11 protein-coding genes are annotated in these 12,830 nt (G+C 70.2%); all 11 read right to left on the bottom strand.

Going from position 1 to position 12,830, the window contains the following annotated elements:
• Window positions 1–419: 419 nt before the first annotated feature.
• Entirely contained in the window at window positions 420–914 is a 495-nt protein-coding gene (locus tag KI385_RS31140; protein ID WP_238575428.1) for a hypothetical protein, read from the bottom strand.
• A gap of 304 nt (window positions 915–1,218) precedes the next feature.
• A complete protein-coding gene (gatB, locus tag KI385_RS31135; protein ID WP_238575427.1) occupies window positions 1,219–2,727 on the bottom strand; it encodes an Asp-tRNA(Asn)/Glu-tRNA(Gln) amidotransferase subunit GatB in 1,509 nt (502 codons plus the stop codon).
• Window positions 2,728–2,758: 31 nt separating this feature from the next.
• Entirely contained in the window at window positions 2,759–3,001 is a 243-nt protein-coding gene (locus tag KI385_RS31130) for a hypothetical protein (RefSeq protein ID WP_128507816.1), read from the bottom strand.
• The gene (gene gatA, locus KI385_RS31125) at window positions 2,998–4,491 is read right to left on the bottom strand and encodes an Asp-tRNA(Asn)/Glu-tRNA(Gln) amidotransferase subunit GatA (protein ID WP_425356985.1); all 1,494 of its coding nucleotides are present in this window, start codon (window positions 4,489–4,491) and stop codon (window positions 2,998–3,000) included. Before gatA ends, KI385_RS31130 begins: the two co-directional genes overlap by 4 nt.
• 5 nt (window positions 4,492–4,496) lie before the next feature.
• A complete protein-coding gene (gatC, locus tag KI385_RS31120) occupies window positions 4,497–4,793 on the bottom strand; it encodes an Asp-tRNA(Asn)/Glu-tRNA(Gln) amidotransferase subunit GatC (protein WP_181923696.1) in 297 nt (98 codons plus the stop codon).
• A 199-nt stretch (window positions 4,794–4,992) separates the two neighbouring features.
• Window positions 4,993–5,163: a hypothetical protein gene (locus KI385_RS31115; RefSeq protein WP_181923697.1), complete on the bottom strand. Its 171-nt coding sequence runs from the start codon at window positions 5,161–5,163 to the stop codon at window positions 4,993–4,995.
• A 47-nt stretch (window positions 5,164–5,210) separates the two neighbouring features.
• Window positions 5,211–7,319, bottom strand: a complete 2,109-nt coding sequence (locus KI385_RS31110; RefSeq protein WP_238575425.1) for a putative bifunctional diguanylate cyclase/phosphodiesterase — start codon at window positions 7,317–7,319, stop codon at window positions 5,211–5,213.
• A 156-nt stretch (window positions 7,320–7,475) separates the two neighbouring features.
• Window positions 7,476–9,692 carry an NAD-dependent DNA ligase LigA gene (gene ligA / locus KI385_RS31105; RefSeq protein ID WP_238575424.1) on the bottom strand — a complete coding sequence of 739 codons (2,217 nt, stop codon included), beginning with the start codon at window positions 9,690–9,692 and terminating at the stop codon, window positions 7,476–7,478.
• A gap of 31 nt (window positions 9,693–9,723) precedes the next feature.
• Window positions 9,724–10,737, bottom strand: coding sequence for a methionine synthase (locus KI385_RS31100; protein ID WP_238575423.1), 1,014 nt, complete (start codon window positions 10,735–10,737; stop codon window positions 9,724–9,726).
• Between the two features lie 59 nt (window positions 10,738–10,796).
• Window positions 10,797–12,251: an MFS transporter gene (locus KI385_RS31095; protein ID WP_238575422.1), complete on the bottom strand. Its 1,455-nt coding sequence runs from the start codon at window positions 12,249–12,251 to the stop codon at window positions 10,797–10,799.
• A gap of 139 nt (window positions 12,252–12,390) precedes the next feature.
• Entirely contained in the window at window positions 12,391–12,780 is a 390-nt protein-coding gene (locus tag KI385_RS31090) for a MarR family winged helix-turn-helix transcriptional regulator (RefSeq protein WP_238577934.1), read from the bottom strand.
• Window positions 12,781–12,830: the final 50 nt, after the last annotated feature.

The raw sequence follows: 12,830 nt of genomic DNA, 5'->3' as shown, positions 1-12,830 counted from the left end.
GTTCCAGCGGATGAAACATCATTCTCATGACCCCCCTGCCCTTTGGGAAGAACGAAATTTGGACAGCGTTCTCCTGGGAAGGCAGGCGCACCACGGCGCCAACACAGAACACGAACCTTCTTTTTCAGTCCCGGCGCGCGCCCCTCGACAGGAATGCCCCCCTTTGCCGTCCCTCACAAGAGGCACTTTCGTGACTCCCCGTAAGGACGGGGCCCCGGTTCCATCTGGGCGGCTGCGCGTAAACGTGAATCGACGGCCATGGCCAATTTCGTTAATCCGCACGGGAATCTGTCACCTGTAACCACATCCGGGGACCTCAACGGACTGCGGACGAGGCGCCGCACCCTGCCAACTCGAAGCTCACGCATAACGGCGAACCCCACCAAGATCAATCACACCGGGATTGCCTGCACCTCAACTCACTGCTGTTTCATGGGTGTACAGCCGAGCGACACCGCCCCCGGCAGCGAGTGATTCGCACGAACGTCCCTTTGTCCGAGCAAGATCAAAAAGAGCCGCGCGAAGGTCGCGGAGAACCGGTCGGGTTCGCAGAACTCGCTCTCACGCAAAGGCGGGATGTACGACCCGAGTTGACCCGGCCGCCTGCTGTTCGCGTTCTTCGCCGCAATGGCGAAGAACGAGCGGGAGAACATCCAGGAGTCGCCCCTCGAAGGACTCGACGCGGCGGCCCACAAGGGCAAGCACGGCGGAGGGCCGCCCGTCATCACCGACGACATGCTGCACACCGTGCAACGGCGCCGCGCCGGCGGCGAGTCCGCGAGCAGATTCAGCCCGACCTGTTCATCCCCACCGGCGAGCGCAAGGGACAGAACCCGTCCGTGGCGAGCATCTACCGGGCACTCGCCGAGCACGCCAAGCACGAGGCGTACCCCGAAGCCGTCGAAGCAGCTCACGCCACTGACCTGTGCCAAGGCCCCACCCGACGTGTCATGTCAGGACCCGACACAGCCAAGAATGAAACGGGGCTTCAGCAAGCGCACCGCTACTTTGCACCGTGGGTCGGAGAGAGGAGACCGGGGCCTCCACTAGCTGGAGCCGGCGACCCCGTCCGCGTCCGCGGCGGACGGGGCCTCTCCCTGATCACAGCACGGCGGAACGCCCCGGCATTCCCGGGCCGGGCCAAACGGGTGGGGGTACGCGAAGCGGCCGCCCTCCCGTAGGAGGACGGCCGCTTCGCGCTACCGGATCAGTGGTGCGTCAGCCCTCGACGCCCAGCTTCTCCAAGATGAGTTCCCGTACGCGTGCCGCGTCGGCCTGGCCACGTGTGGCCTTCATGACCGCGCCGACCAGGGCGCCGGCCGCGGCGACCTTGCCGCCGCGGATCTTGTCGGCGATGGCCGCGTTGGCGGCGATCGCCTCGTCGACGGCGGTGCCCAGGGCGCCCTCGTCGGAGACGACCTTCAGACCGCGCTTCTCGACGACCGTGTCGGGGTCGCCCTCGCCGGCCAGCACGCCCTCGATCGTCTGGCGGGCCAGCTTGTCGTTGAGGGAACCGTCGGCGACCAGCGCGGTGACCCGGGCGACCTGCTCGGGGGTGATCGGCAGGGCGGCCAGCTCCACGCCGTCCTCGTTGGCGCGGCGCGCGAGCTCGCCCATCCACCACTTACGGGCGGCGGCGGAGTCGGCACCGGCCTCGACGGTGGCGGTGATCAGGTCGACCGCGCCCGCGTTGAGGATCGACTGCATGTCGTGCTCGGAGATGCCCCACTCCTCGCGCAGCCGGTTACGGCGTACGCGCGGAAGCTCGGGCAGCGTGCCGCGCAGCTCCTCGACCCACTCGCGGGAGGGGGCCACCGGCACCAGGTCCGGCTCGGGGAAGTAGCGGTAGTCCTCGGCCTCTTCCTTGACCCGGCCGGAGGTCGTGGAGCCGTCCTCCTCGTGGAAGTGACGGGTCTCCTGGATGATCGTGCCGCCGGACGAGAGCACCGCGGCGTGCCGCTGGATCTCGAAGCGGGCCGCACGCTCCACGGAGCGCAGGGAGTTGACGTTCTTCGTCTCGCTACGGGTGCCGAACTTCTCGGTGCCGTTGGGGCGCAGCGAGAGGTTCACGTCGCAGCGCATCTGGCCCTGCTCCATCCGGGCCTCGGAGACGCCCAGCGCCTTGATGAGCTCGCGCAGCTCGGCGACGTACGCCTTGGCGACTTCCGGAGCCCGCGACCCCGCTCCTTCGATCGGCTTGGTGACGATCTCGATGAGCGGGATGCCGGCGCGGTTGTAGTCCAGGAGGGAGTGCCGGGCGCCCTGGATACGGCCGGTGGCACCACCGACGTGGGTGGACTTGCCGGTGTCCTCCTCCATGTGGGCGCGCTCGATGTGCACCCGGAAGACCTCGCCGTCCTCCAGCTGTACGTCGAGGTAGCCGTCGAAGGCGATCGGCTCGTCGTACTGGGAGGTCTGGAAGTTCTTCGGCATGTCCGGATAGAAGTAGTTCTTCCGGGCGAAGCGGCACCATTCGGCGATGGTGCAGTTCAGCGCCAGGCCGATCTTGATGGCGGACTCGACGCCGATCGCGTTGACGACCGGCAGCGAGCCGGGCATGCCGAGGCAGGTGGGGCAGGTCTGCGAGTTGGGCTCGGCGCCGAGGGTGGTGGAACACCCGCAGAACATCTTGGTCTTGGTTCCGAGTTCGACGTGTACCTCGAGCCCCATGACGGGGTCGTAGGTGGCCAGCGCGTCCTCGTACGACACCAGGTCGGTGACAGTCACGGTGAAACTAACCTCTCAGGTCCGGCGCCGATCAGTCCGCGAGGACGTCGTCGTCGTTGAGACGGCGCAGTTCGCGGATGAGGAGCGCGACGCCGGTGACGATGGCGGCGGCGGAGACTACGGCGTCGACCAGCTGGAGCTTGTCCTGCTCCAGCTTGGCCTTCTTCGCCTGCTTGACGACGCTCACCGCGCCGAACAGCGTGGTGCCGATGGACAGATACGTACCGGGCTTGGACTTCTTGAAGCCCTTGGCCTTGGCAAGCTTTCCACTCACAGTGCGGGTGCCTCCTCTAGCAGCGGGTGGCCCCACTTGGCGGTGAACGCGGCCTCGACCGCGGCACCGACCTTGTAGAGCCGGTCGTCGGCCATGGCAGGGGCGATGATCTGCAGGCCCACCGGCAGCCCGTCCTCGGGGGCCAGGCCGCAGGGCAGCGACATGGCCGCGTTGCCTGCCAGGTTGGTGGGGATCGTGCACAGGTCGGCGAGGTACATGGCCATCGGGTCGTCGGCCCGCTCGCCGATCGGGAAGGCGGTGGTGGGCGTGGTCGGCGAGACGATCACGTCGACCTGCTCGAAGGCCTTCTCGAAGTCGCGGGTGATCAGCGTCCGCACCTTCTGGGCGGAGCCGTAGTACGCGTCGTAGTAGCCGGAGCTGAGCGCGTACGTGCCGAGCATGATCCGGCGCTTGACCTCGGGGCCGAAGCCGGCCTCACGGGTCAGGGCGGTGACGTCCTCGGCGGACTTCGTGCCGTCGTCGCCGACCCGCAGGCCGTAGCGCATGGCGTCGAAGCGGGCCAGGTTGGAGGAGCACTCCGAGGGCGCGATGAGGTAGTACGCGGACAGCGCCAGGTCGAAGGACGGGCAGTCCAGCTCGACGATCTCGGCGCCCAGCTCCTTCATCAGCGCGACCGACTCGTCGAAGCGCTGGATGACACCGGCCTGGTAGCCCTCGCCGCGGAACTGCTTGACGACGCCGACGCGCATGCCCTCGACGCTGCCGTTGCGGGCGGCCTCGACGACCGGCGGTACGGGCGCGTCGATGGAGGTGGAGTCCAGCGGGTCGTGCCCGGCGATCACCTCGTGCAGCAGCGCCGCGTCCAGGACCGTACGGGCACAGGGCCCGCCCTGGTCCAGGGAGCTGGAGAAGGCGACCATGCCGTAGCGGGAGACGCCGCCGTAGGTGGGCTTGACGCCGACGGTGCCGGTGACGGCGGCCGGCTGGCGGATGGAGCCGCCGGTGTCGGTGCCGATGGCGAGCGGGGCCTGGAAGGAGGCGAGCGCGGCGGACGAGCCGCCGCCGGAGCCGCCGGGGATCTTGGTCAGGTCCCAGGGGTTGCCGGTCGGCCCGTAGGCGCTGTTCTCGGTGGAGGACCCCATGGCGAACTCGTCCATGTTGGTCTTGCCGAGAATGACGACGTCGGCGGCCTTGAGCTTCTTGGTCAGGGTCGCGTCGTACGGCGGGATCCAGCCTTCGAGGATCTTCGAGCCGACGGTGGTGGGAATGCCCTCCGTCGTGAAGATGTCCTTGAGCGCGAGCGGGACGCCGGCCAGCGGGCCGAGCTTCTCGCCGCGGGCCTTCTTCTCGTCCACGGCGCGGGCCTGGGCGAGCGCGCCCTCGCGGTCGATGTGCAGGAAGGCGTTCACCTTCTCGTCGACGGCCTCGATCCGGGCCAGGTGGGCCTCGGTCACCTCGACGGCGGTGAGCTCGCCGGCGGCGATCTTCGCCGCGATCTCGGCGGCGGTGAGCTTGATCAGGTCTGCCATGTCGGTCACTCCTCACCCAGGATCTGCGGCACCTTGAAACGCTGCTGCTCCTGGGCCGGGGCGCCGGAGAGCGCCTGCTCGGGGGTCAGCGACGGACGGACCTCGTCCGGCCGCATGACATTGGTCAGGGGCAGCGGGTGGGAGGTCGGCGGTACGTCTTGGTCGGCGACCTCGGAGACGCGGGCGACCGCGCCGATGATGTCGTCGAGCTGTCCGGCGAAGTGGTCGAGCTCTTCGCCCTGCAGCTCCAGACGTGCCAGCCGGGCGAGGTGAGCGACCTCCTCGCGCGTGATGCCAGGCATGCAGCGATCCTCTGGTGTTCTTGGCGGAGTGTTCCGGGTGGAATGTCCAGGCGGAGCCTTCTTGGCGAATGCTCCTGTGAACTTTTCCGGCCCAATCCTATGGCGTACGGGAGAGCTGCCGCGAAACCCTTTCCCCGGGGCGGCCGGCGAACGCCGGGAGCGGCGGCTCTCCACGATCGGCCGGAGGGGGTGTGGCCTGCTAGGGAGCCTCCTGCCCGGGCGTTTCCTCCGCCTCGGCGGCACCCTCGGCCGCGTCCGCGTCGCCCGTCCCGTCGGCCTCGTCCGTCCCACCGGAGGGGTCGGGCTCGACGGATGCGTCGGACTCGTCGTCCGGCCCGGACTCATCGGGCCGGTCCTGCGCTGTGGGCACCTGCGAGGGGTCTTCGGAGCGGGGACACGGGACGGCCGGTGGCCGGGTCAGTTCAAGACCTGTCCCGAAGGGCGCTCGGCGGCCTTCTCCGCCGCCAGGGCGGCCGTCTCCGATTCGCGGTGCCAGCCGTGCTCGCCGCGGGCTCTCAGCCAGGCCGTGGTTTCGTCCGGTGGCATCGCGGCCGCCACCAGCCAGCCCTGTACGGCGTCACAGCCGAGGTCGCGCAGCCGCTCCCAGGTCTCGTCGTCCTCGACGCCCTCGGCGACGACCAGGAGGCCGAGGGAGTGGGCGAGGTCGAGGGTGCAGCGGACGATCTCGGCGTCCTCGTTGTCGACGGCGAGCCGGGCCACGAAGGAGCGGTCGATCTTGAGCTCGCTGACCGGGAGGCGCCGCAGATGGACCAGCGAGGAGTAGCCGGTGCCGAAGTCGTCGAGGGACATCTTCACGCCGTGGGCGGTGAGCCCGGCGAGGGTGTCGGCGGCCCGCTGCGGGTCCTCCAGGAGGACATGCTCGGTTATCTCCAGCTGGAGGGCGCCCGGTGGGACGCGATGCCGGGCCAGCCGGGCTGCGACCGCTCCGGCGAAGCCCGGGGAGTGCACATCGCGGGGGGAGACATTGACCGCGACCGGCACCTCCAGGCCCATCGCGCGCCAGCGCGCCACCTGGGCGAGCGCCGTCTCCAGGACGTACTCCGTCAGCCGTGGCATCAGGCCGGAGGACTCGGCGATGGCGATGAATTCGTCCGGTGGCACCCTGCCGCGGTCCGGATGCACCCAGCGGACCAGGGCCTCCAGCCCGGCGACATGGCCGTCGAAGCCGACCTTGGGCTGGTAGTGCAGCTCGACGTCGCCGGCGTCCAGGGCGCGCCGCAGATCGCCCAACAGGCCGAGCCGGTCGGGGGTGTTGCCGTCCCGCTTGGCCTCGTAGAGCTCGACGCCGCTGCGGTCCCGCTTGGCCTGGTACATCGCCACATCGGCGCGGCGCAGCAGTCCTTCGGCGTCCAGGGCGTGGTCCGGGAAGACGGCGACCCCCGCGCTGGCTTCGAGCACGAGGGTCAGTCCGTCGAGATCCAGGGGGGATCCGAGGGCGGCGACGAGGTTGCGGGCCACCCGCTGGGAGCTGGTGAGGGAGTCGGTGGTGGGCAGCAGGACGGCGAACTCGTCGCCGCCGAGCCGGGCCGCCTCGGCGCCGCGCGGGAGGGCGTGCCGCAGCCGGTCGGCGATCTGCAGCAGCAGGCGGTCGCCCGCGAGGTGGCCGAGGGTGTCGTTGACGGAGCGGAAGCGGTCCAGGTCGATGAGGACCAGCGCCGAGCGGGTGCCGACGCGCTCGGCGTCGTCCAGCGCGGTCCAGGTGCGCTCCAGCAGCCACTGCCGGTTGGGCAGGCCGGTGAGCGGGTCGCGCAGCTGTTCCTCGGCGCGGGCGCGGGCTATCCAGAGGGTGGAGTCCAGTGCGATCAGCGGGACCGCGAACAGCGGCAGCAGCAGCGGCGCGTGGACGGCGCAGATGGCGATCAGCGGGGAGATGCCGAGCAGCGCGATGCCGACGAGTGCCTGGCGGACGACGGCCGTTCGGGGGATGGCGGGCAGCCCGCCGCTGCGCGGGGCGAGGCTGACCCAGAGCAGGGCGCGGCTGACGAGGAGGTAGCCGGCGGCGGTGACGAGGACCTCGGGCAGGACGGAGAGGTTCCAGGCCTCCGGGGTCCAGGGGCGGCGGACGCTGGAGACCACGCCGAACGCGGCGAGGCCGAGCGCCGCGGCGCCGATGCCGAGGATGTCCACGGCACCGTGCACCAGGGCCTGTCGCCAGCGGTGCCGGCGGGCGGCACCGACGAGGACGACGACGGAGAGGCTGACGAGGGTGGCGGGCAGCCAGCCGTACAGCAGCAGGACGGCGAGGGAGAGCGCGGCGCCGGAGCCCGTGCCGCCCCACCAGCGGTCCCGGCCGAGGGCGACCAGGTGCCCGACGATGACGCCGGTGAGTATCGCCAGCGACCAGCCTACGGAGCCCCCGGGGAACAGTGCGTCACCTTCGCCCAGGGTGCGTATGACACCTGTGGCGAGCGCGAGGCCCGCCACGATGACGATGGTCGCGGGCAGCGCGGGCACGACGAGCCGCCGGAGCCGCGACGCCGGAGCGGCGCTGTCGGTCGGTTTCATTCCGATCCCTCTCACAGCCGGCTGTGCCCGCGCCACGGCAGGCGCACACCTCAACAGTAGGCCGCGGAAGGCCGCTGCGGGCAGCGATCGACGACGGTTGCCCGAATGCGACCTGGCGTCCCGGATCAATCTGGTATGCGCCGATGGGGTGACACCTCACTCCTCCTCAGGCGGAGTGACAGCTACCGCTCGTGCCGCGTCAGGACCCTGCTCCAGCAGCACCGCGAAGCCATCATCGTCCAATACGGGGACCTTCAACTGCATGGCTTTGTCGTACTTCGAACCGGGGTTGTCGCCCACCACTACGAAACCGGTCTTCTTCGAAACGGATCCGGTCACCTTCGCTCCGAGGTTCTGGAGGGCCTCTTTCGCGCCATCTCTGGTGTGTGACTGAAGTGTGCCCGTTACGACGACGGTGACGCCTTCCAGCGGCCGCGGGCCCTCATCACCCGTTCGCTCCTCCTCCATTCGGACCCCTGCGGCCCGCCACTTCTCGATGATCTGCTGGTGCCAGTCCTCGGCGAACCACTGCTTCAACGAGGCGGCGATCGTGGCCCCGACACCGTCCACGGCGGCCAGCTCGGTCTCGTCCGCGTCCCTGATGCGGTCGATCGAGCGGAACTCGCGCGCCAGTGCCTCGGCCGCCACCGGGCCCACATGGCGGATCGACAGACCGGTGAGGATCCGGGCCAGCGGGCGCTGCTTGGCGGCCTGGATGTTCTCCAGCATGGCCAGGGCGTTCTTCTTCGGCTCGCCCTTCTGGTTGGCGAAGAAGGTGACGACCTTCTCCCGGCCGGTCTTCGGATCGCGCTTGGGCAGACCGGAGTCGGGGTCGAGGACGTACGACTTGATGGGCAGCAGCTGCTCGATGGAGAGGCTGAAAAGATCACCCTCGTCCTTCAGCGGCGGCTCGGCGGGCTCCAGCGGCTGACTGAGCGCCGTGGCCGCGACATAGCCGAAGTTCTCGATGTCCAGGCTTTTGCGGCCGGCCAGGTAGAAGAGCCGCTCACGGATCTGGGCGGGGCAGGAACGGGCGTTGGGGCACCGCAGGTCGATATCGCCTTCCTTGGCGGGCTGCAGCGCCGCCCCGCACTCGGGGCACTCGGCCGGCATCACGAACTCCCGCTCGTCGCCGTCCCGTAGATCGACGACCGGACCGAGGATCTCCGGGATGACATCGCCGGCCTTGCGGATCACGACGGTGTCGCCGATCAGCACGCCCTTGGCCTTGACCACGTCCTGGTTGTGCAGGGTCGCGAACTCCACCTCGGACCCGGCCACCGTCACCGGCTCGACCACGGCATACGGCGTGACCCGTCCCGTGCGGCCGACGCCGACGCGGATGTCGACCAGCTTGGTGTTGACCTCCTCCGGCGGGTACTTCCAGGCGATCGCCCAGCGCGGCGCCCGCGAGGTCGAGCCCAGCCGTCCCTGGAGGCGGATCTCGTCCAGCTTGACGACCACTCCGTCGATCTCGTGCTCGACGGCCGTACGGCGGGTCTCGGGGTCGCCGTAGTGGGCGATGAACTCCCGCACCTCCTCCAGGGAGTCGACGACCCTGTTGTGCGTGGCCGTCGGCAGGCCCCACTCCTTGAGCAGGTCGTACGCCTGCGACAGCCGGTCGATCTCCAGGCCCTCGCGGGCGCCCAGGCCGTGCACGACCATGTGCAGCGGGCGGCCGGCCGTGACCTTGGGGTCCTTCTGGCGCAGCGAACCGGCCGCGGCGTTACGGGGGTTGGCGAACGGCGGCTTGCCGTCGGCCACCAACCGCTCGTTGAGCTCCAGGAACTTCTCCATCGGGAAGTAGACCTCCCCGCGCACCTCGACCAGATCCGGGATCCTCTCGCCCTTCAGGCGGTGCGGGATCTCGGCGATCGTACGGACGTTGGGGGTGATGTCCTCGCCCGTACGCCCGTCGCCACGGGTGGCGGCGCGGGTCAGCCGGCCCTGCTCGTAGGTGAGGTTGACCGCGAGACCGTCGACCTTCAGCTCGCACAGGAAGTGATAGCCGGCGCTCTTGGGATCGCCGCCCAGCTCACCGGCGATCCGCTCGGCCCAGGCCGCCAACTCGTCGTTGTCGAAGGCGTTGTCGAGCGAGAGCATCCGCTCGCGGTGCTCGACCTCGGTGAACTCCGTGGCGTACGCCCCGGCGACCTTCTGGGTCGGCGAATCCGGGGTGCGCAGCTCCGTGTACTCGTCCTCCAGGGCCTCCAGGGCGCGCAGCAGCGTGTCGAACTCCGCGTCGCTGACGATCGGGGCGTCCTTCACGTAATACCGGAAGCGATGCTCCTCGATCTGCTCAGCGAGCTGCGCGTGCTTCTCCCGCGCCGCTGCGGGCACCTTGGATTCCGCTGCGTGCTGTTCGCCAGCCACCGTCTTGTCCTCCCGTGGTCCTTGAGTGCGGTCACTCAGGGTTGTCTGCGAGTGATCTCGCCGCCCGGACGCAGTGGGCGAGGGCGGAGCGGGCATATGCGGGCGAAGCGCCCGCGAGTCCGCACGACGGAGTGATGACCACGGACTCGCTGAGAGTCCCCGGCGTCAGCCCCAGCCTGCGCCACAGCGTCCTGACACCCATGACGCTACCGGCAGGGTCTGACAATCGGCCGTCCACGCCCGGCACCACGCCCGCGAACAGCGCGGTACCGCCCTCGACCGCCTCCCCGATCGCCTCCTCCTCACGCTCGGTGAGCAGCGAGAAATCGAACGAGACGCCCGTGACACCGGCCCGTCGCAGCAGCCCGAACGGCACCTCGGGCGCGCACGAGTGGACGACCACGGGACCGCCCTCCGCCACCCCGACAAGATCACGCAGCGCGCCCTCGACGACCGCCCGGTCCACGGCCCGGTGGGTGCGGTAGCCGCTCGCGGTCTTCACCCGCCCCTGGAGCACCGCCGTCAGCGACGGCTCGTCGAGCTGGAGCACCACCCGCGCGCCCGGCACCCGTCGCCGCACCTCCGCGAGATGGCCGCGCAGCCCCTCCGCCAGGGACGCCGCGAGGTCCCGGCAGGCCCCGGGGTCATGCAGGGCCGCCTCGCCGTTGCGCGTCTCCAGTGCGGTGGCCAGCGTCCACGGGCCGACCGCGGAGACCTTCAGCGGCCCCTCGTAGCCTTGCGTGAACTCCTCCAGGGCATCGAGGTCCTCACCGAGCCAGGACCGGGCCCGCCGGGTGTCCCGGCCCGGCCGGTCGCTGATCCGCCAGCCGCTGGGCTCCACATGGCCGTAGACCTCGACGAGCATCCCGATGGTCCGCCCGATCATGTCGGCGCCGGGCCCCCGCGCCGGGAGCTCCGGCAAATACGGGAAGGTCTCCAGCGACCCGGTGACGGTCCTGGCCGCCTCCCGCGCGTCACCGCCCGGCATCGACCCGATCCCGGTCGCCGCACCCGCGGCCCACTCGTACGTGCTGTTCTCGCTCACCCAGGAAGGGTATGCGGCGGTGGGGTGGCCGGGGCGCGCCCACCCCACCCGCCCCCCGGTCAGGCCCGCTCGCGCATGCCCGCCCAGCCGGCCACCGCCGCGACGGCCAGCGCACCCGCCGTCAGCGCGAAGGCGTGCACCGCGCCCTGGTAGCCGCCGCCCGCCGCCGTCAGTACGGCGCCCATCCCGGCGATGCCGACCAGCGAGCCGACCTGGCGGTTGGCGTTGAGGGTCGCACTGCCGATGTCGGCGTGCTCACGGCCCGCGGCCTCCATCAGGACACCGGTCATCGCCGGGGAGCTGACCCCGCTGCCGATGTTGGTGACCGCGAGGACCACCGCGATCACCCAGTACGGCAGTTCGGGCGCGAGGATCAGGAACAGCAGCACATAGCCCGCCGCGGAGAGCGCCAGCGAGCCGGCGAGCGCGACCCGGTTGCCGATCCGCAGTCCGATCCGGGCGTAGAGCATGTTGCCGAACGGGATGACCAGGACGGCCGGCAGCATCTGCAGCCCCGCCGTCACCGGGCTCGCACCGCGCGCCGTCTGGAGGAAGAGCCCGAGGACGAACAGCGCCCCGTAGAAAGCGAAGTTGAAGAGGAAGCCGACCGCGTTCGCCGCGGAGAACCGGCTGTCCGAGAAGAGCGCGACCGGCAGGATCGGGGTGCGGGCGGTCCGTTCGCGGACGAGGAAGCCGGCCGCCGCGACCGCCGCGACCGCGAACGCACCCAGGACGAACGGTGCGGACCAGCCCTTGTCGGGCCCTTCGATGAGCGCGTAGCTGAGAGATCCGAGGGCGAGCAGTCCCAGGACGTGGCCGCTGCCGCCGAGCGCCGAGCCGCGGGCCGGGATCGCCGCGACGACCCGCCGGGTGAGCAACAGCCCCGCGACACCGATGGGGAGGTTGACCAGGAAGATGCTGCGCCAGCCGAGGGTGCCGACCAGGAGGCCGCCGATGGTCGGCGCGAGCCCGACGGACGTGGAGACGATCGCCGACCAGATACCGAGGATCTTCGCCCGGCGGGCCGGCTCCGGGAAGGCGTTCATCAGCAGCGACAGCGAGCTGGGCATGAAGAGCGCGGCGCCCACCCCCTGGGCGAAGCGGGCCGCCACCAGGACGGTGCCGTCGGGTGCGACGGCACCCAGCAGGGACGCGGCGGTGAACGCGGCGAGTCCGACGAGGTAGATCCGGCGGGCACCGAACCGCTTCGCCAGCGAGCCGGCGAGCAGCAGAAGCGACGCGAAGGCGAGAACATAGCCGTCGACGACCCAGGTGAGGCCGGACATGCTCAGTCCGAGCCGGGCCCGCAGGTCGTTCGAGGCGACATTCATGATGCCGGTGTCCAGGCTCGCCATCACGAACCCGAGGGCGAGGACGACGAGTTGGGCCCCGCCACGGGAACGGGAACGGGTCCGGGTGCGGTCGTCCGTCCCGCCCTGGGCCGTGCGGTCCTGGTCCCGGGCCGTCCGCCCCTCGCTCGCCGTCGCGTCCGGCGCCGCATTCTCAGTGATCATGGATTTAGTTAAAGCTGTATCCATCCTCACCGACAATAGTTACAGCTATAACTTTACTGAACGCATACGAACGAAGCCCCGGGCAGACACCCGGGGCCTCGGCAAGGTCCTTTGGAAAGCGGCCGGCGGCCGCGAGCGGCTACTCGCCCCGCCCCAACGCCTTCAGCAGATCGTCGCGCAGCGCGATCCGCTCCTCGTGCGAAAGATGGTCGAGCGGCGATGCGGTACCCATCCGCCGCAGCAGATCGAGCCGCAACTCCCGCCCCGCCTCGGTCAGTACGAGCTGCTTGGCCCGCCCGTCCAACGGGTGCGGCTGCCGCACGACCATGCCCTGCTTCTCCAGTTTGGAGATGACATACGTGACATTCGGCGGCTCACAGCACAGCACCCCGGCCAACTCCCGCGCGGTCTTCGGCTCACCGAGCTCCTCCAGCGCCTTGGCCTGCGTCGGCGTCAGATCGAGCTCGGCGATCCGGCTGCGCTGATGGGCGTCCAGCCGGCGGCTCAGCTCGGTGACGAGCCCCCGGATCTCCCGGAACCCGCACCCCGCCGCCGCGGTCGACTTCGCTTCAGTGGTCA

Origin of the sequence: Streptomyces inhibens (genome assembly GCF_022221585.1) — a bacterium.
Taxonomy (GTDB): Bacteria; Actinomycetota; Actinomycetes; order Streptomycetales; family Streptomycetaceae; genus Streptomyces; species Streptomyces inhibens.
The sequence above is the reverse complement of the archived record's forward strand: the minus strand, read 5'-3'. Positions and strand labels throughout refer to the sequence as shown.

What these genes read in the sequence shown, in the direction of transcription:
- KI385_RS31110 (WP_238575425.1), bottom strand. Translation starts at nt 7,319, where the DNA reads ATGAAACCGACCGACAGCGCCGCTCCGGCGTCGCGGCTCCGGCGGCTC.
- gatA (WP_425356985.1), bottom strand. Translation starts at nt 4,491, where the DNA reads ATGGCAGACCTGATCAAGCTCACCGCCGCCGAGATCGCGGCGAAGATC.
- gatC (WP_181923696.1), bottom strand. Translation starts at nt 4,793, where the DNA reads ATGCCTGGCATCACGCGCGAGGAGGTCGCTCACCTCGCCCGGCTGGCA.
- KI385_RS31095 (WP_238575422.1), bottom strand. Translation starts at nt 12,251, where the DNA reads ATGATCACTGAGAATGCGGCGCCGGACGCGACGGCGAGCGAGGGGCGG.